General features: G+C 60.9%; 17 protein-coding genes. 5 read left to right on the forward strand and 12 right to left on the reverse strand.

Annotation, left to right across the window (positions count from 1 at the left end; genetic code table 11):
• Nucleotides 1-60: 60 nt before the first annotated feature.
• From FHW76_RS00540 to FHW76_RS00575, 8 genes are all read right to left on the reverse strand, one after another.
• Entirely contained in the window at nucleotides 61-1,047 is a 987-nt protein-coding gene (locus FHW76_RS00540) for a L,D-transpeptidase family protein (protein ID WP_008804469.1), read from the reverse strand.
• Between the two features lie 100 nt (nucleotides 1,048-1,147).
• On the reverse strand, nucleotides 1,148-1,564 hold the full coding sequence (gene sufE, locus FHW76_RS00545) for a cysteine desulfuration protein SufE (RefSeq protein ID WP_008804468.1): 417 nt from the start codon (nucleotides 1,562-1,564) through the stop codon (nucleotides 1,148-1,150).
• An 11-nt stretch (nucleotides 1,565-1,575) separates the two neighbouring features.
• Nucleotides 1,576-2,796 (reverse strand): cysteine desulfurase SufS, encoded by a 1,221-nt coding sequence (gene sufS, locus FHW76_RS00550; protein ID WP_016161294.1) that lies wholly within the window; start codon nucleotides 2,794-2,796, stop codon nucleotides 1,576-1,578.
• Nucleotides 2,793-4,067 (reverse strand): Fe-S cluster assembly protein SufD, encoded by a 1,275-nt coding sequence (gene sufD / locus FHW76_RS00555; RefSeq protein WP_012541393.1) that lies wholly within the window; start codon nucleotides 4,065-4,067, stop codon nucleotides 2,793-2,795. The genes sufS and sufD overlap by 4 nt, the downstream gene beginning before the upstream one ends.
• Entirely contained in the window at nucleotides 4,042-4,788 is a 747-nt protein-coding gene (gene sufC, locus FHW76_RS00560; protein ID WP_004184415.1) for a Fe-S cluster assembly ATPase SufC, read from the reverse strand. The genes sufD and sufC overlap by 26 nt, the downstream gene beginning before the upstream one ends.
• 16 nt (nucleotides 4,789-4,804) lie before the next feature.
• Nucleotides 4,805-6,292 carry a Fe-S cluster assembly protein SufB gene (gene sufB, locus FHW76_RS00565; RefSeq protein ID WP_008804465.1) on the reverse strand — a complete coding sequence of 496 codons (1,488 nt, stop codon included), beginning with the start codon at nucleotides 6,290-6,292 and terminating at the stop codon, nucleotides 4,805-4,807.
• A 2-nt stretch (nucleotides 6,293-6,294) separates the two neighbouring features.
• Complete coding sequence (sufA, locus tag FHW76_RS00570; RefSeq protein WP_039103820.1) at nucleotides 6,295-6,672, reverse strand: Fe-S cluster assembly scaffold SufA; 378 nt, start codon at nucleotides 6,670-6,672, stop codon at nucleotides 6,295-6,297.
• A 473-nt stretch (nucleotides 6,673-7,145) separates the two neighbouring features.
• Nucleotides 7,146-7,343: a hypothetical protein gene (locus tag FHW76_RS00575; RefSeq protein WP_004203090.1), complete on the reverse strand. Its 198-nt coding sequence runs from the start codon at nucleotides 7,341-7,343 to the stop codon at nucleotides 7,146-7,148.
• A gap of 379 nt (nucleotides 7,344-7,722) precedes the next feature.
• Here FHW76_RS00575 and lldD point away from each other — a divergent pair, with 379 nt between their 5' ends.
• Nucleotides 7,723-8,907, forward strand: a complete 1,185-nt coding sequence (gene lldD, locus FHW76_RS00580) for an FMN-dependent L-lactate dehydrogenase LldD (protein WP_008804462.1) — start codon at nucleotides 7,723-7,725, stop codon at nucleotides 8,905-8,907.
• 55 nt (nucleotides 8,908-8,962) lie between these two features.
• On the opposite strand, the gene FHW76_RS00585 is transcribed toward lldD, so the two are convergent.
• From FHW76_RS00585 to FHW76_RS00600, 4 genes are all read right to left on the reverse strand, one after another.
• Nucleotides 8,963-12,064 carry an efflux RND transporter permease subunit gene (locus tag FHW76_RS00585; protein WP_096834494.1) on the reverse strand — a complete coding sequence of 1,034 codons (3,102 nt, stop codon included), beginning with the start codon at nucleotides 12,062-12,064 and terminating at the stop codon, nucleotides 8,963-8,965.
• Nucleotides 12,061-13,170, reverse strand: a complete 1,110-nt coding sequence (locus tag FHW76_RS00590; RefSeq protein ID WP_064323597.1) for an efflux RND transporter periplasmic adaptor subunit — start codon at nucleotides 13,168-13,170, stop codon at nucleotides 12,061-12,063. The genes FHW76_RS00585 and FHW76_RS00590 overlap by 4 nt, the downstream gene beginning before the upstream one ends.
• A 74-nt stretch (nucleotides 13,171-13,244) precedes the next feature.
• Nucleotides 13,245-13,859: a TetR/AcrR family transcriptional regulator gene (locus FHW76_RS00595; protein WP_004143215.1), complete on the reverse strand. Its 615-nt coding sequence runs from the start codon at nucleotides 13,857-13,859 to the stop codon at nucleotides 13,245-13,247.
• Between the two features lie 95 nt (nucleotides 13,860-13,954).
• A complete protein-coding gene (locus FHW76_RS00600; protein WP_110209348.1) occupies nucleotides 13,955-14,950 on the reverse strand; it encodes an NAD-dependent epimerase/dehydratase family protein in 996 nt (331 codons plus the stop codon).
• Nucleotides 14,951-15,046: 96 nt separating this feature from the next.
• Here FHW76_RS00600 and FHW76_RS00605 point away from each other — a divergent pair, with 96 nt between their 5' ends.
• The 4 genes from FHW76_RS00605 (at nucleotide 15,047) to FHW76_RS00620 (ending at nucleotide 18,913) form a co-directional block, all read left to right on the forward strand.
• Nucleotides 15,047-15,958, forward strand: coding sequence for a LysR family transcriptional regulator (locus FHW76_RS00605; protein ID WP_012541385.1), 912 nt, complete (start codon nucleotides 15,047-15,049; stop codon nucleotides 15,956-15,958).
• A gap of 158 nt (nucleotides 15,959-16,116) precedes the next feature.
• The gene (locus tag FHW76_RS00610) at nucleotides 16,117-17,115 is read left to right on the forward strand and encodes an ABC transporter substrate-binding protein (RefSeq protein ID WP_008804457.1); all 999 of its coding nucleotides are present in this window, start codon (nucleotides 16,117-16,119) and stop codon (nucleotides 17,113-17,115) included.
• On the forward strand, nucleotides 17,115-18,152 hold the full coding sequence (locus FHW76_RS00615) for an iron ABC transporter permease (RefSeq protein ID WP_008804456.1): 1,038 nt from the start codon (nucleotides 17,115-17,117) through the stop codon (nucleotides 18,150-18,152). The genes FHW76_RS00610 and FHW76_RS00615 overlap by 1 nt, the downstream gene beginning before the upstream one ends.
• Nucleotides 18,152-18,913, forward strand: a complete 762-nt coding sequence (locus tag FHW76_RS00620; RefSeq protein WP_008804455.1) for an ABC transporter ATP-binding protein — start codon at nucleotides 18,152-18,154, stop codon at nucleotides 18,911-18,913. Before FHW76_RS00615 ends, FHW76_RS00620 begins: the two co-directional genes overlap by 1 nt.
• Nucleotides 18,914-18,918: the final 5 nt, after the last annotated feature.

Below are 18,918 nucleotides of genomic sequence, written 5' to 3' on the forward strand. Positions count from 1 at the left end.
AGTTCTGGTAATAAAAATGGCGCACTCTGTGCGCCATTTTTTTTGCCCTCAGCATGAGGGCTACTGGGTAAGCAGGCTGTTGTCTGACGGCGTGTTCTGCGCCGACAGCGTAGCTGGCGCACTCCCCGTCCCCGTGGACACCACCACCGGATATCCCGCCCTTCTCGACATCGCTTTTTTCAGCTGTGCATCATCGACCGCTTTATCCTCTGCGAAGGCGTGAAACGCCGCAGGCAGCGTGTAGGCGATGGTCCGGGTGTTTTCCCCTTCCGTCTGCGAAAGCGGCCTGTGGACCTCGACATAGCGTTTACCATCCGGTTCGACGGCAAACTTCACCGGCTGATTGATAATCCGTACCGGCGTCCCGGTTTTCACCTGGTTGAACAGCGCTTTGATGTCATCGGCGTTCATTCGCATACAGCCTGAGCTGACGCGTAAACCGACGCTGTCCGGCGCGTTGGTGCCATGAATCAGATATTCGCCGTTGCCATAGGCCAGACGCAGCGCGTAGCGCCCCAGCGGATTGTACGGCCCGGCCGGGACCACCGCTGGTAACGTCACCCCTTTCTCCAGCGAACGCGCCCGAATGCCCGCGGTGGGCGTCCAGGTCGGGTTGGGGATCTTCTGCCCGATGCGGGTGGTCATCTCAGGCGTTTCCAGCCCTAACTGGCCGATACCCAGCGGATAGACCTGCACCTGATTCTCTCCCGGCGGGAAGTAATACAGCCGCAGTTCCGCAAGGTTGACGACAATCCCCTCTCGCGGTACGTCGGGGAGCAGCATCTGGGAGGGGATCAGGACCTGAGTACCTGGCTTCGGCTGCACCGGCGCGATGGTATCGTTGGCTTCGAGGATCAGCATCGCCGCGGTATCGAAATGGCGGGCGATCGCCTGCAGGTTGCGGTCTCCCTCCTGTACGGTCCAGTACTGGTTCTGGCCAATCAGCCGGCTGTTGGCGGGAGGAAGCGGGTAGTCGACGGCCCAGGCGGCCGAGGAGACGCCAAGCGCGCTGAGAAGGGCTAAGGTGATCATCGTTTTGCGTTTCATACTGAGATTCCTTCTTTCGCTGATAAAACGCCAGGAGACTGAACGGCGGCAGGAGCAGAACCCCTACCGGACGTAACAGAATGAAATCTACCTGTTTATTCTAGCTAATATTTGCGGCTTTCGCGCGGATCGCACGGATCATGGCTTCAAGCCCTTGCGAGCGGGAAGGCGTCAGGTGTTGGGTGAGCGCCATTTTTTCAAACCACGGGCGCACATCGAACTCGATGATATCCTGGGCGGTCATCCGATCATAAAGGATAAACACCACCGCAATCAGCCCTTTGACGATCGCCGCATCGCTGTCACCGCGCAGGGTGATAACGCCGGAGGGGTCCTGCGCCATCACAATCCACACCTGGCTTTGGCAGCCCTGAATAATGTTCTGCACGCTATGTTCTTCCGGGCTTAGCGGCGCCAGCCGCTGGCCCAGCTCAATGATATAGAGATACTTCTCTTCCCAGTTGGCGCAACGGCTAAAATTGCGCAACAGTTTGTCTTTGTCTGGTAGTGCCGCCATCGTCACGTCCTTTACCCTAATAATTTGTGGATCCGCTGCAGGCCGGCCACCAGGCGGTCCACCTCTTCCGTGGTATTGTACATCGCCAGCGAGGCCCGACACATAGCCGGTACCTGATACCGGGCCATCAGCGGCATGGCGCAGTGGTGCCCGGTTCGCACCGCGATACCGTAGTTGTCGAGGAAGCTGCCGACGTCATAGGCGTGATGCTGGCCGAGGTTAAAGGCGATCACCCCTTTGCGCTGCGCCGGCCCGTAGAGGATCAGATCCGGCACGGCGCGCAGAGCCTCCAGCGCATAGCGCATCAGGGTCTGCTCGTACTCCGCGATCTGCGTCAGCCCCAGTTGGCTGACGTAGGTCAGCGCCGCGCCGAGGCCAATGATCCCCCCGGTATTCGGCGTACCGGCCTCAAAGCGCCACGGCGCCCGGTTCCAGGTGGTGCCTTCCGTCAGGCTGACGGTGGCGATCATCGACCCGCCGCCTTCCCATGGCGCCATCGCCTGCAGTAGCTCGGAACGGCCATAGAGCACGCCGATCCCGGTCGGGCCATACAGCTTGTGTCCGGAGAAGACGTAGAAATCGCACCCCAGCGCCTGCACATCTACCGGGTGGTGCATCACCGCCTGAGCGCCATCCACCAGCACTTTCGCGCCATGCTGATGCGCAAGGGCAATCAGCGCCGCCAGCGGGTTTTCCGTCCCCAGCACGTTGGAGACCTCGGTTATCGCCAGCAGGCGGGTGCGCGTGTCAAACAGTCCCGGGACAACATCCAGTTGCAGGGTGCCGTCCGGGTTCAGGGGGATCACCCGCAGCTCAGCCCCGACGCGGGCGCACAGCATCTGCCACGGCACAATGTTGGCGTGGTGCTCCATTTCGCTGATGATGATGTTATCCCCGGCGCCGACGTTGGCGTTTCCCCAGCTGTTGGCCACCAGGTTGATACCCTCGGTGGTGCCGCGGACGAACACCACTTCCTCCGCCGACCCGGCGTTAAGGAAGGTGGCCGCCTGCTGACGCACGGCTTCCATCCGCGCGGTGGCTTCCGCGCTGAGGGTATGGATGCCGCGGTGCACCGCCGCGTAGCCGTGGCGATAGAATTCCGCTTCGGCGCCGATCACCGCCTCCGGCTTCTGGGCACTGGCGGCGCTGTCGAGATAGGCCAGTGGCTGACCGTTGACCTCCCGGTTCAGTACCGGAAAATCGGCGCGAACCCGTTCTACTGAAAATGTCATACAGTGCCTCCCGGCAAACGCTGTCCAATCCGCGCCAGCACCTGCTCTCTGAGCGCATCGCTGCGGATAGCCTCGGTGAGCTCGGCGGCGAAGGCGTAGAGGATCATCTGCTGCGCCGCCTGCTGTTCGATACCGCGCGAGCGCAGATAGAACAGCTGTTCTTCATCAATGCGCCCGACGGTCGCCCCGTGGCTGCATTTCACGTCATCGGCGTAAATCTCCAGCTGCGGTTTGGTGTCGACCTCCGCCAGCCGCCCAAGCAGCAGATTGTTATTGGTCATCTGGCCGTCGGTTTTCAGCGCGTGCGGCGCGACGTTGATCAGCCCGTTAAACACCGCCCGACCCTTATCGCTGACGATGGTTTTGTGCAGCTGGCGGCTGTTGCAGTAGCCAACCTGATGGTCGAGCCAGGTGCGGCTGTCGCAGACCTCATTTTTCACCGGCATCGCCAGCGAATTGAGGCGCAGATTGCTGTTTTCACCGCCCAGGCGGGTGCTGGTGTGATGACGCAGCACCTGCCCGCCGAGCAGGAAACTGCTGCTGAAGGCCGAGGCGTCGCGGCCCAGCAGCAGGTCGTTATGGGCGAAGTGGTAGCTGAGCGCGTTCTCAAACGCCAGCTTGATATGCTGGAGGTGCGCGTTATCGGCCACCGTCATGGTCAGTCGCCCGCCGGTGAAGTGCGGCTGCTCATTGAGGCTCAGGTAATGTTCGACCACGGTCGCCTCCGCCCCGCTTTCCAGCGCCAGGTGATGGCGATAGTGGGCGGTATTCAGCGCATCGCCGGCCAGACCGCGGGTGATATGCATCAGCAGCAGCGGCTTATCCAGGCGGCGGTTGCGCGGTACGCGAAGGCGGGTCACCGTCTGCGCCAGGCTTTCGGTCAGATGGAGAAACACCTCCGGATGCAAAGCATCCGGCAGATGCTGGCGTTGGTTATCGACGCTGACCTCCACGCCGCTGGCGGCGAGATCGTCGCTCAGCTCAGGATGATAGCGGCCATCGATAAACACCAGCCGCCAGGCGTCCAGCGGCAGCGCCAGCGCATCACGCTGTTCAGCGCTGAGCGATGCCCCCTCGTCGGCGACAAAGTGACCGTTGAGTAGCGCATCCAGCGGGGTGTATTTCCAGTCCTCGTGCTTACGTGTCGGCAGCCCCAGGCGCAGCAGCTGCTGCAGATGCTGGGTGGCCTCCGCCGTACGCTGGCCGCCCTGCGCTTCAAACAGGTGGTGCCACTGCTGCAGCGCGTTACTGCTGTTCGGTAAGCCAGCCATAGCCCTGCTCCTCCAGCTGTTTGACGAGGGTGAAATCCCCCGACTTCACAATCCGCCCCTGATACAGAACATGGACGTAGTCCGGCTTGATATAGTCAAGAATGCGCTGATAGTGGGTGACAATGATGAAGGCGCGTTTGCCGTCGCGTAGCGAGTTGACACCTTCCGAGACAATCTTCAGTGCATCAATATCCAGCCCGGAATCTGACTCATCAAGAATGCACAGCTCCGGCTCCAGCACCGCCATTTGCAGAATATCGTTACGCTTTTTCTCCCCGCCGGAGAAGCCAACGTTCACCGAGCGGGTCAGCAGATCTGCCGGCATCTGCAGCAGCCTGATTTTCTCTTCCATCAGATCCTGGAAGTCGAAGCGATCCAGCGGCTCCTGGCCGCGATAGTTGCGCACGGCATTCAGCGCGGTCTGCAGGAAGAACTGGTTGCTGACGCCGGGAATTTCCACCGGATACTGGAAGGCCATAAAGATACCTTCTCCGGCGCGATCTTCCGGGGCAAGTTCCAGCAAGTCTTTACCCTTAAATTCGACGCGGCCGCCGGTCACCTCGTAATCCTCACGCCCGGCCAGGGTGGCCGAAAGCGTACTTTTCCCCGAGCCGTTTGGCCCCATAATGGCGTGGACCTCCCCCGGGCGCACCTCAAGGTTCAGCCCGCGCAGGATCGCTTTATCTTCGACGGCGACGTGTAAATCTTGAATACTTAACATCTTTTTTCCTTAATTATCAGCCGACGCTATGTTCAAGGCTAATGGCCAGCAATTTTTGCGCTTCGACGGCGAACTCCAGCGGCAGTTCGGAGAAGACGTCTTTACAGAAACCGTTGACGATCATCGAGATGGCATCGTCTTCGCTGATCCCGCGCTGTAAACAGTAGAACAGCTGATCTTCGCCAATCCGCGAAGTGGTCGCTTCATGTTCCAGCTGGGCGCTGTTGTTGCGGCATTCCACATACGGGAAGGTATGCGCCCCGCAGTCCGGGCCGATCAGCATCGAATCGCACTGGGTGAAGTTGCGGGCATTGGTGGCGGTCGGCATGATTTTGACCAGCCCGCGATAGCTGTTCTGGCTGTGTCCGGCGGAGATCCCTTTCGAGATGATGGTCGAGCGGGTGTTCTTGCCGATATGGATCATTTTGGTGCCGGTGTCCGCCTGCTGGTGACCGCTGGTCAGCGCTACCGAGAAGAATTCGCCGATCGAGTTATCGCCGCGCAGGATGCAGCTGGGGTATTTCCAGGTGATGGCCGAGCCGGTTTCCGACTGGGTCCATGACATCTTGCTGTTCTCCCCTTCGCACAGCGCGCGCTTGGTGACGAAGTTGAGAATGCCGCCGGTGTTGTTGTCGCCGGGGAACCAGTTCTGCACCGTGGAGTATTTCACTTCCGCATCTTTATGGATGATGACTTCAACGACCGCCGCATGCAGCTGATAGCTGTCGCGCACGGGCGCCGAGCAGCCCTCAATATAGCTGACGTAGCTGCCTTCATCGGCCACCAGAATGGTGCGTTCAAACTGCCCGGTCTTTTCGGCGTTGATGCGGAAATAGGTCGACAGCTCCATCGGGCAGCGGACGCCCTTCGGCACATAGATAAAGGTGCCATCCGAAGCCACCGCGGCGTTCAGCGCGGCGAAGAAGTTGTCATTGCCTGGCACCACGGTACCCAGATACTTTTTCACCAGTTCCGGATGGTCGTGGATCGCCTCGCCGAAAGAACAGAAGATGATCCCCTGCTCCGCCAGCTTTTCGCGGTAGGTGGTCGCCACCGACACGGAGTCGAATATGGCGTCCACCGCCACCTCGCGCCCTTCACGTACCGGCACGCCCAGCTGGTTAAAGGCTTCTTCCACCTCGCTGGTCAGGAAGGTGTTGGCCCCGGTCTGCTGCACCGCGCCCGGCTCTGAAGCGCAGGTCTCATCGCAGTTGCCGCAGGAGGGGGCGGAATAGTAGCTGTAGTCCTGATAATTCAGCTTATCGTAATGCGCCTTCAGCCAGTGCGGCTCCTCCATCTCCAGCCATGCCCGGAAAGCATTGAGCCGAAACTCCAGCATCCACTGCGGCTCATTGCGACGGGCGGAAATGGCCCGGACCACCTCTTCATTAATCCCTTTGGCCAGCTCATCGGTCTGCAGCCGGGTGAAAAAGCCCTCTTTATAATTGAGCGGGCCGCCGGTCCAGGTTTTGACATCGTCAGTTGCTTCAGTATTACGCGACATAGTTACTCCGCCTGCACCCCAAAACTTTCGCCACAGCCGCACTCGTGCTGCGCTTTCGGGTTATGAAATTTAAAGATTTCATTTAAACCTTCCCGGACGTAATCGAGCTCCGTGCCGTCAATGAACGGCATCGCCTGCAGCGGCGCAAACAGCTTCGCCCCGTCATGTTCAAAGAGAAGATCGTCGGCTGCCGGCTCGGCAATCATTTCGAGCACATAGCCAAAACCGGCGCAGCCGCTGGTTTTTATCCCCAGCCGCAGCCCTTTTTTGTCCGGTTGCTTGCGCATCAGATCGCGAATATGCGCGGCAGCGGCCGGCGTCATGGTCAGTCCCTGCCAACTAAAATCGGCGGGATTAAAGGTTCCTGCTTGTACTTCCATCGATAGACCTCCAGGTTGGCGCCATCAAGGCATACCGCCATGTTAGTGATAATGATTATCACTTCAACCCATCTGCAGCAGGGGTATTGCCCCATTTAGCGCTTTTTATAAGCATAGACCCTCGCCCGGGGATTATCAGGGTGTGCAGGGTGAACTTAATCTTTTGATTTATAATATGTTATTCTGAAATCGTTCTATATTCGCACGCAATGGTAAAGATGTATCGAAAATACCGATTTATGCAATAGCAGATGACCCGGTTCCTGTTTATCGCACAGCCTGGAGAAGGAAAAGTGACAGTGTCACCTAAAGGCCAACAAGGCCGAGAAGGCGCAGGTCCGGTGGTCAGGATAAGAAAGCGCCAGTCCGTGACGCTTTCAGAAAGCAACAATCGCCGCTCACCAGGCCGCGATCCAGGGAATGAAAACTGTGATGAAACGGGTAAATGGATTGCCAGGCAGGGTCGCGGTTGGCTAGGTGCCTTTTCTGACCAGCCGGGCGGCCTGAACAAAAACCTCATCTTCCACCCCGTCCCCCTTCTGTCTGCCCAGTCTCACCAGTTCATCCACGATACTCCCCTGATTAATCTGCTTCTGTGTAGCCACTAAGCTAATGACCGCCGCGCCGATGGCCATGCCAATCAATGCCGTTTGTTCATCTTTATCTTTCATGGTGTCGCTCCGTCTGTCCTCCAGAGAAAGGCTAGCAAAAGATACCACCAGCTCAATTTCAAATTCATCTTCTTTACACCTCCCGGAAAACGCAGGCGCCGCGCTGACCTCTCCTTCCCCATGGTGGCGATGGCGCAAAGCGCTGCCGCCTCATACCGGGTCTTTATTTTGCCAGCTTCACGTTGCGCGGAAATAAATAAAAATAACGCGCGCGCCGAAGAGTAAAAAAAGGAAATAACAGCCTCAGCGATAAAACCAGATTATTCCAGCAGGGAATAGCTGGGATGCTAATATTTCATTTCCCCACCGGTTTTTAGAAGCCTATAGTTTTTTTGCCTGCAGAACATCCACTTAGGTTAAAAGACATAAGGACATAATAATGATTGTTTCAGCCCCCAGCGATTATCGCGAAGCCGCTCGTCGCCGTCTGCCCCGCTTCCTTTTCGATTATATTGACGGTGGCGCGGTGGCGGAAAATACCATGAACGCCAACGCCACCGAGCTTGCCTCGGTAGCCCTTCGCCAGCGCGTGCTGTGCGGGGCGGGCGAACCGACGCTGGCCACCACGATCCTTGATGCTTCATGGGCGATGCCCGTGGCGCTGGGGCCCGTCGGCGCCACCGGGATGTACGCCCGCCGCGGCGAAGTTCAGGCGGCCCGCGCCGCCTCCCGCGCCGGGATCCCGTACACCCTGTCCACGGTGTCGGTCTGCTCCATTGAAGAGGTGGCGAGCCAGGCCAGCGGCGCACTCTGGTCCCAGCTGTACGTGCTGAAAGATCGCGGCTACATGCGTAATGCGCTGGAGCGCGCGTGGGCCGCCGGCATGAAAACCCTGGTATTCACCGTCGATATGCCGATCCCCGGCTCGCGGTATCGGGATAATCGCTCAGGCATGTCCGGGCCGCACGCCACCCTGCGACAGTATCTCCAGGCCTGTACTCATCCACGCTGGGCAATGAACGTCGGGCTGGCGGGCAGGCCCCTGTCGTTCGGTAATATCGAAGCCTACACCGGCCACAAAATGACCATGGACGACTACATGGGGTTCATCAGCAACAATTTCGACCCGTCCATCGCCTGGCACGATCTGGAGTGGATCCGCGACAGCTGGCAAGGGAAATTAATCATCAAAGGGATCCTCGATGCCGACGATGCGCGCAATGCCGTGCGCCTCGGCGCCGATGGCATTGTGGTGTCGAATCATGGCGGCAGACAGCTCGATGGCGCCATCCCCACTGCCCGGGCGCTACCAAGGGTGGTGGATGCGGTTGGCGACGATCTGACGGTGCTTGCTGATTCCGGGGTGCGCTCCGGCGTGGACGTCATTCGCCTGCTGGCCCTCGGCGCGAAGGGCGTGCTGCTCGGGCGGGCCTATATTTATGCCCTGGCCGCGGCGGGCGAAGCGGGCGTGGCGCATCTGCTGCGCTTATTTGCCGAGGATATGAAGGTCACCATGACCCTCACCGGCGCGACCTCGCCATCGGCCATCAGCCTCGATTGCCTTGACCGTCTCGAACAGGATCAACATCGCACTCATGCGGTGCCGGTATCCTTACCCGCCTGACGCTGCCCAGGGCCGGGCCTGACCGCGTTTATCGGCCAGGTCCGGCAAGAGGGAATTACCCCTGCGGGTGCAGCGCCGGGTGTTGCACTGCGTCAGCCGGGGGCTGAGGTCGGATGCGGAACCAGATCGCGTACATGGCCGGCAGGAAAATAAGGGTCATGATGGTTCCCCCCAGCGTCCCGCCAATCAGCGTATAGGCGAGCGTTCCCCAGAAGACCGAATGGGTGAGCGGAATGAACGCCAGGATCGCCGCCAGCGCGGTCAGCAGAACCGGGCGGGCGCGCTGTACTGTCGCCTCCACCACCGCGTGGAACGGATCGAGCCCTGCCTGTTCGTTATGGTGGATTTGGCCAATCAGGATCAGCGTATTGCGCATCAGGATCCCCGACAGGGCGATCAGGCCCACAAGAGCATTGATGCCAAACGGCTGATTGAACAGCAGCAGTGTCGGCACCACGCCAATCAGCCCCAGCGGCGCGGTCAGGAAAACCATGACCATCGCCGACAGCGAACGCACCTGCAGGATAATGATCAGCAGCGTGAGGGCGATCATGATGGGAAATAACGGCGCCATCGCCCGCGTGGCTTTGCCTGACTCCTCGATCGACCCCGCCGTCTCGATGCGATACCCCGGCGGCAGCGAGTCGATAATGGGCTGCAGCGATTTCATCAGCGCGGTGGAGACATCCGGCGGCTGCAGGTTATCCGCGACATCTCCGCGGACGGTGATGGTCGGCGTGCGATCGCGACGGCGAAGCAGCGGGTCCTCCATTCTGATCGACACGTCGCCAATCTGTGACAAGGGAACCCGCTGCCCGCCGCTGCCCACCAGGGTGAAGTCGGCGATTTTCGCCGGATCCAGACGGATATCGCCCGCCGCGCGGCCGATGACCTGCACGGCGCGAATATCTTCCCGAACAGTGGTGATGGGGATCCCTGACAGCAGGAACTGCAGCTGCTGGGCGACGGACTGGGAGCTGAGTCCGCTCGCCTGCAGCCGGTCCTGATTGAGGCTGAAATGCATCACCGGCACCCGCGAACCCCAGTCGCTATTGACGGTGCGCATCAGCGGACTGGCCTGCAGCACCGATTTAACCCGTTCGGCGATGTCGAGCAAGGTGTGCGGATCGGGCCCCATCACCCGCCAGGCAACCGGATAGGGCGAATAAGGGCCAAAGACCAGCTGAGTGACGCGCACCCGCGCTTCCGGCGCCAGGCCATTGGCCACCGCCTCCCGCAGCCGCCGCTTGAGCGCCTCGCGGGCGTCCTGACCGTCGGTCAACACCACCAGTTTGGCAAAGGAGGGATCGGGCAACTCCGGGGCCATCGCCAGGTAAAAGCGCGGCGCGCCCTGGCCGATATAGCTGGTGACAATCTTCGCCTCCGACTGCTGCTGCAGCCAGTGCTCAATTTTCGCCGTCGCGGCGCTGGTCTGGATAATCGACGACCCGTAAGGCATCTGCACTTCAACCAGTACTTCCGGACGATCGGAGGTGGGGAAAAACTGCTTTTTCACCACGCTCATTCCCAGTATCGCCACCATAAACAACACCACCACGCTGGCGGCCACGCGCCATTTGCGGGCGATAACCCGGGTCAGCAGCCGACGGAAGCGCTGATAGCGCGGGGTGTCATACAGCGCGGCGTGGCCTGCCGCCGCGGGCTTTCTGTCCGGCAACAGGTGCACCCCCAGCCAGGGGGTAAAAATCACCGCCACAATCCAGGAGGCAATCAGCGCGATACCGACGATCCAGAACACGTTGCTGGCGTACTCCCCGGCGGTGGACTGCGCAAATCCATTGGGCATAAAGCCTACGGCCGTTACCAGGGTACCGGCCAGCATGGGCGCCGCGGTATGGCTCCAGGCATAGGCGGAGGCTTTGAGGCGGTCATACCCCTCCTCCATTTTGACCACCATCATTTCGATGGCAATGATGGCATCATCCACCAGCAGGCCCAGGGCGAGGATCAGCGAGCCGAGAGTGATGCGGTCGAAGTTTTTGCCGGTCGCCTCCATTACCACAAACACCACGGCCAGGGTTAAAGGCACCGCCGCCGCGACCACCACCCCCACGCGCCACCCCATGCTGACAAAGCACACCGCCATCACCACCAGCAGGGCGACAAAGAATTTGATCATGAACTCATCGACTGCGGCGCTGATATTCACCGACTGATCGGTCACTTTGGTCAACGACATGCCGAGCGGCAGGCTCTGATTGATGCTGGCCGTTTCGGCGTCCAGCGCTTTCCCCAGCGCCAGACCATTCCAGCCCTCGCGCATCACCACCCCCAGCAGCAGCGCCGGTTCGCCCTGATTGCGGATCAGGAAGGTCGCGGGATCTTCATACCCTCGCTCAACCGTGGCGACATCGGCCAGTTTCAGCGTTCTGCCCCCGGCAATAATCGGCGTGTCGCGGATCTGCTGCAGGCGGTCGAACGCCCCGTCGAGGCGGATAAAGATCTGCCCGCCCCGGGTCTCAATGGCCCCGGCGGCGGTCAGCACATTCTGGCTGTTCAGCGCGGCAAAAATCGCCTCTGGCGAAAGGCCCAGGGTGGCGAGACGATCATGAGAAAAGGAGAGATAAATGCGCTCCGCCTGTTCGCCGAGGATATTCACTTTTTTCACCCCGGGTACATGCAGCAGCTGCTGGCGCAGGGCTTCAGCGTCACGCACCAGCTGCCGCGGCGGCTCTCCCCGCGCTTTCAGAGCAAAGAGGGCAAAGGTGACATCGGCGAATTCGTCATTCATCATCGGGCCGGAGACGCCGGCAGGCAGGTTTTTCGCCTCATCCCCGAGCTTTTTGCGCGCCTGATAAAACTGCTCCGGCACCTCGGACGGCGGAGTCTGATCCTGCAGCGACAAGGTGATCAACGCCATACCAGGGCGGGTATAGGTCTCAGTGCGATCGTACCACTTCAGCTCCTGGAGCCGTTTTTCCAGCGGCTCGGCGACCTGATCCTGCATCTCCTGCGCGGTGGCGCCGGGCCAGACGGTAATGACCGTCATTTGCTTGACCGTGAAGGGCGGATCTTCCGCCCGCCCGAGTCCGAAGAACGCCACCAGCCCGGCGACGGAGATGAGGATAATCAAAAACAGGGTCACCGACCGCTCGCGGACGGCCAGCGCGGAGAGATTAAAACGCCCGGCGCTCATGGCTGGCTCCCGGCGGCATTATGCTCGCGTCGTTCCGCCAGACGCACCGCCTCGCCCTGGTGCAGGAGATGGGCGCCCAGGGCGACGATGGGCTCGCCGGGCTTCAGCGGGCCGGTCACCCGCGCCGTTTCATCATTCAGGCCGAGCACGGTCACCGGTTGCCAGGAGACGGTGGCCGGACGCGAGGCAATGCGCCAGACGCCAGGGCCGTTGCCCGGATCGTAGAGCGACGCCAGGGGCACCTCCAGCACCTGGCCTGGCGCCTGGTCGCTGCCGATACGCAGGGTCACGGTAGACCCCAGCGGCGCATTCGCCAGCGCCCCGTTCAGCACATAGCGCGCTTCAAAGGTGCGGGTGGTGGCGTCAGCCGCGTCCGAAAGCAGTCGCAGGGTCGCCGTGACCGGCTGAGATTCGCTGCCATAGCGTGTCGCCAGCGCCTCGCTGCCGACCGCCGGGCGCAGCGTCTCCGGAAGCTGCACCCGCGCTTCGCGCTGCCCCGCCCGCGCCAGGCGGATCACCACCTGTCCGGCGCTGACCACCTGCCCCGGTTCGGCAAGCGTTTCCACCACCACGCCGTCAGCGTCCGCCAGCAGTCCGGCATAGCCGGTGGCGTTTTGCGCCACATTGGCCTGCGCCTGGGCCGCGCTCAGGTCGGCTCTGGCCGCCTCTGCCGCTGCGTTAATCTGGTCGAATTCCGCGGCCGAGACGGCGCCGCTCGCCACCAGGCCGCGATAGCGGGCCAGATCGTTGGTCGCCTTTTTGGCTCGCGCCCGCGCGGCATCCACGGCCCGCTGTTGAGACTGCGCCTGCAAGGTTAAATCAGCCGGATCCAGACGCAGCAGCAGTTGACCGCGCTTGACGCTCTGCCCGGTCTCCACCAGCCGGGCAAGGATTTTTCCCGATACCCGGAAGCCGAGATCGCTTTGGGTACGAGCGACCACCACGCCGGTAAAGGCCCGCGAGCTGGCCTCCGCGCGCTCGACGGTCGCCACCCGGACCAGCGGCGGCCGGGTGCGGGGATCGTCATAATCGGCAGGTTCGCCGCAGCCCGCGAGGGCCAGCGGCAGGAGGCAGACGGCAAGATGGACGGCATTGAGCCTGAGCATGGGTCACCTTAATGAAAAGACCGGACAGTGACCGCATTCTCAGACTAGTGACCAATAAAGTCAATAGTCACTAATCAGGGGGAGAGACTTCTCAGGATCAGGGAGGCAAGCAGCACCGCCGCGGTGGGCGCGGTGTCGAGATTGTATTGCAACTGCACCGGGTTGATGAAAGGACACATCACCATATAGACCGCCAGGGTTGCCTCATCCAGCGGGGTTTTGCGCTCGAACTCACCCGCCTGGCGGCCTTCGACAAGGATTTGACCAATCAGCTGCTGCAGATGACCGGCATACTGTTCCGTTGAGGGCCATTTATCGCGCGCCGCGACGGCGGCGATGTCGTACAGTTTGCGATCCTCGAAAAACAGTTCACTGCCGGCCTCGGTCAGTGCCCGGAACAGGCGGCGCAGTTTCTCGCTGGCGGACGGCGCATCGGCGATAGCCGCGCTGACGGCCACCATGATCTTCTCCAGCCGGCTGGCGCAAATCGCCTCGCCAATCGCCTGCTTGGAGTCGAAAAACTTGTAGATATAGGCTTTAGAAAAGCCTATCGCTTTGGCGAGATCGGTGACCGTCGTTTTCTCATAGCCATAGCGACTAAAGTGCGCCATGGCCGCGTCAAGAATCTGGTCCCGAACGCTGTGGTCATGGGGACCACGGCTTGCAGGGGTGGGGGTATTTTTCGTCATCCGTTTAGCTTAATGCGATCGCTATCGTTTGACAACGAGTGACGTTATTATGATTTGGTCACAATAACGCCCCGCTCTGTGATCCTCTTGCCGCGTTACGCCTCACCCGCCTCTTGGTTTATCGCGCCGGCGGGCAGACAACCCAGGCCTTGCAGCGTCTGAAGCACCGCGCTGTCGAGTGGGGTATGCGGCTCCGCGCCTAAAAAATCAACCAGTTTATCGTTGCGCAGGCGTACCGGCAGACGCCAAAGATAGTGCATCTCGACCATTTCGCGCAGGGTGGCGTTGAAGGGCGCCGCCAGCTTTACCAGCCACCAGGGAAAAGACTTCACTGCCGCTCGGCCGCCATAGCGGGCGACCACCCGCTGGATCGCCTGACTCATTTCGCTGCCGTCCGGGTCCCAGTGGCCCTGCATATGAAAGCGAGCAAACGGCTCAAGCTCATGCCTGCGGGCCAGCAGCGCGGCGATGGTGTCGGCGACGTCGGGCAGATAAGCCCACTGATGCCCGACGCCGATCGCCCCCGGGCGGCTAATGACGCGGGGAAGCTGCCCGGGCTTGACCAGCCCCTGAGAAAACCAGTTATTTCCGGCGCGTGGACCAAAAAAATCGCCCGCCCGAATAATCAACGCCCGGCCACCACGCTGCACGTAATCCTCCAGCGCCTGCTCCATCTCCACCCGAATAGCGCCTTTACGGGTCACCGGTTGCTGAGGGGCCGCTTCAGCAATCAGCGGAAAGGCATCCGGTCCATAGTTGTAGACCGTGCCGGGCAGAACAACTAACGCCCGCTGTTGTTCGGCGGCCTGCAGGGTGTTGTGCAGCATGGGCAGTACCTGTTGCCGCCAGTGCCGGTAGCCCGGCGGATTGACCGCATGGACGATAACGTCGCAACCGGCAGCCGCCGCCGCAACCTGCCCGGCATTCAGCGCGTCGCCGGCTATCCACTGCATGCCATCTGCGGGACCGCGAATCTGAGCGCCGCGCTTCAGCGCCCGAACCTGCCAGTTGTCCGCCACCAGCCGGCGCGCCACTTCCCCGCCAATCCCCCCGCTTGCTCCCAGAATAAGTACTTTGCCGCTGCTGTTCATCCTCTTTCCCCGTTCGCTAATGGATGCTTGACAGCCTACCTACCGCTCATATCAAATGAAATTGCATACCATCATCGAGCAGCTATACATTTTTGTATGAATACCTCTATTCCCTGGGAGTGGTACCGAACCTTTCTCGCCGTCCTGCAGGAAGGTTCCTTATCGGGCGCATCGCGCACCCTGAACATCACCCAGCCGACGGCGGGGCGCCATATTGCCGGGCTGGAGGCCGCGCTCGGCCAGGCCTTATTTACCCGCTCGCAGACCGGCCTGCTGGCGACCGACGCGGCGCTGGCGCTGCGGGTGCACGCCGAGGCGATGGACAATACCGCCCGGGCGCTGGAACGCACGGCGGCTAACTTTAGTCGCGACCGAACCGAACTGCGTGGCGTGGTGCGGGTGGCCGCCAGCGAGGTGGTCGGCGCCGAGGTGCTGCCGCCGCTGGTTGCCCGGCTCAGGCAGGCGTGCCCGAATATCGTCATCGAACTGATGCTCTCCAATCGGTTTCAGGATCTGCTTCACCGGGAGGCGGATATTGCGGTGCGGATGGTCGCCCCGCAGCAGGAGCAGCTTATCGCCCGCCGTCTCGGCAGGATCGAGCTTGGGTTACATGCCACCGCCGCCTACCTGACGCGCCAGGGCCTGCCCGCTACCCTCGACGATCTGGCCAGCCACGCGCTGATTGGTTTCGATAGCGCCACCCCACTTGTTCGCCGGGCCCTGCAGGCTTACCCCCGATTTCAGCGCGAAGCGTTCGCGATGCGGACCGATAGCGACCTCGCCCAGTTGAGCCTGATCCGCGCCGGAGCTGGGATCGGCATCTGCCAGGTGCCCCTTGCGGATGGCATTATTCCCCTGCAGCGAGTGCTGGCGGCCGACTTTTCCCTGAATCTCGATACCTGGCTGGTAATGCATGAGGATCTGCGCCACAGCCCAGCCTGTAAGCGGGTATTTGATTTTCTCGCCCAGGGGTTGCAGGCGTATATTCGTGGCCCACTGGCGAGCTGATCCGCCCCATCGCGCGGGCATTTCATTGCCTGCCGAAATAGTCACTCATTGACACTGTAAATATGGCATTGTATAAAACCCCGCCCCAATAATGAGTTTCATTTGCATTACTCCCATTTGCTGGTCATCCACTCGCCTGTTTACAAGGATAGCGTTTAATGAAGAAGGTCCTCTGCGCGTTAGGCTTGATGTTCACCGCCGTCAGTTCCGCGCTGGCAACAACCTACCCCCTGACGATTGAAAACTGTGGCTATCAGGAGACCTTCACCCGGCCGCCGGAGCGCGTGGTCGCGCTGGGGCAAAATACGGTCGAAATTCTGCTGCTGCTTGGGCTGCAAAAGCAGGTGGTCGCCAGCGCCTTTTGGCCGACCAGCGTTTTACCGCAGCTGGCTGAGCAAAACGCGAAGATTAAAACCCTGACGGTGGAAATTCCGAGCCTGGAATCCGTGCTGGCGCAAAATCCCGATTTCGTTCCCGCCCAGTTGCCGCTGCTGCTGGGGCCGGAAAGCAAAGTCGCCAGGCGTGAAGATCTCGCTACCGTCGGCGTAAACAGCTACGTCTCACCGGGGATGTGCGCCACCAAAAAGGCCACCGGCGATATGTACGGCAGCCGGCAAAAGCTGTGGGATATGACCTGGCTGTATCAGGAAATTAGCGATTTTTCCCGCATTTTCAACGTCGAAGATCGTGGTCAGGCGCTGATAGCCGATTTCAAAAAACGTGAAGCCGACCTGCGCCAGGAGTTTGGTAAAAGCAAAAAGGATCTCTCCTTCGTCTTCTGGTTCTCCAGCGCCTCACCTTCGGCCGATGCCTATGTTGGCGGCAAAAACAGCGCCTCCGGATTTATCGCCAGCGTGCTGGGCGGACATAATGCGATTACCTCGGAAACCGAGTGGCCCACGGTGAGCTGGGAGAGCATTATTGCCGCCAACCCGGATGTGATCGTGGTCTCCAGCCTGGATCGTAACCGCTGGGCGCTGGATAAGGCCGAGGAGAAGATCAAATTCCTCAAAAGCGATCCCGCCGTCAGCCAGCTGGAGGCCGTGAAAAAAGGCCATATCGTGGTCATGGACGGTCAGGCGATGAATCCGACCATTCGCACGCTTTATGGCGCGGAACAGGTGGGCGAACAGCTGAGAAAAATGGGGCTGAACTGATGAGCATCGCCGTGCTTCAGACGCGCCGCAGCATGCTGCTCACCGGCTGGTGTTTACTGGCCGTGATCGTGCTGGCGCTGGTGATAGCGGTGGGCGTCAGCGTCGGCGAGCTGGCCATCCCGCTGCAGAATGTCTTTTACGCTATCAGCAACAGAACCGGCTTAACCGCTGAGCCTCTCAACCGTATCTATGAGAGCGTGATCTGGGATTTCCGCCTCAGCCGCGCGCTGGTCGCCGCCTGCTGCGGCGCAGGCCTCGCTATCTGCGGCGTCGTGCTGCAAAGCCTGCTGAAAAATGCCCTCGCGGAACCCTACGTCCTCGGCGTCTCCGCCGGGGCCTCCACCGGCGCGGTGTCGATCGTGGTGCTGGGCCTTGGCGCTGGCGCGATTTCCCTCTCGGCAGGGGCCTTTGCCGGGGCCTTCGCCGCCTTCGCCTTTGTCGCCTTGCTGACTAACGGCGCGCGCGGCGGCAATGAGCGTACGATTCTGGCGGGCGTTGCCGCATCGCAGTTATTTAACGCCATCACGGCTTACACCATCAGCACCTCCGCCAGCGCGCAGCAGGCGCGCGATGTGATGTTCTGGCTGCTGGGCAGCTTCAGCGGCGTCCGCTGGCCCGAATTCCAGCTGGTCATCGTGGTGGTGCTCGCGGGCCTGGCGGTCTGTCTGTGGTATGCCCGGGCGCTGGATGCATTCACCTTCGGCGATGATGCCGCCGCCTCGCTGGGGATTGCCGTGCCACAGGTACGCCTGATCCTCTTCACCACCGCGGCGCTGATCACCGCCACCATCGTCAGTATGGCCGGCTCGATCGGCTTTGTCGGCCTGGTGGTGCCGCACGTGATGCGCTTCTTCTTTGGCCCGCTACACCGGACGTTGCTGATCGCCAGCGCGCTGGCAGGGGCGATATTGATGGTACTGGCGGACATTGCGTCGCGCCTGCTGATTGCCCCGCAGAGTCTGCCCGTTGGGGTGGTAACCGCCCTGGTTGGGGTGCCTTTCTTTGCCGTGATTATCTACCGCTCAAGGAATAAGTGATGAGTATTTGCGCTGAAAATATCACCTGGAAGGCAGGCAAAAAGGTCATCGTCAATAATGTCTCGCTGCGGGTGTCGCGCGGCGAAACGGTCGGACTGCTGGGGCCCAACGGCTGCGGCAAATCCTCGCTGCTGCGCGTTCTGGCGGGCCTGCGCCGCCCGGATGCGGGTCGCGTCACCCTCGACGGCCAGGACATCACCCGGATGGCGAAAAAGCAGCTCGCCCGCCGCGTGGCTTTCGTCGAGCAACACGGCATGACCGAGGCCAATATGCGGGTGCGCGACGTCGTGCGCCTGGGGCGCATTCCCCACCACTCCCCGTTTTCAAACTGGAGCGCTCAGGATGATGAGGCGATCACCGCCGCGCTGCAGCGGGTGGCGATGCTGGAAAAAAGCGAGCAGGGATGGTTAAGCCTCTCCGGCGGCGAGCGGCAGCGGGTGCATATCGCCCGCGCGCTGGCGCAGAGCCCGAGCGAAATCCTGCTGGATGAGCCCACCAACCATCTGGATATACACCATCAGATGCAGTTAATGCAGTTGATCAGCGAGCTGCCGGTGACCAGCATTGTGGCCATTCACGATCTTAACCATGCCGCGATGTTCTGCGATTCGCTGATCGTGATGCAGCAGGGGCAGATCCTCGCCAGCGGGACGCCGGAGGAGATTTTGTCCGAAGCGCTGCTGTGGGACGTTTTCCGGGTGAAAACCAAAATCGAGATCTCCCCTTACCACGGTAAAAAACACATTCATTTCATCGTTTAGGTTGG

It is taken from the genome of Klebsiella sp. RC2 (assembly GCF_014192815.1).
Classification (GTDB): Bacteria; Pseudomonadota; Gammaproteobacteria; order Enterobacterales; family Enterobacteriaceae; genus Klebsiella; species Klebsiella variicola.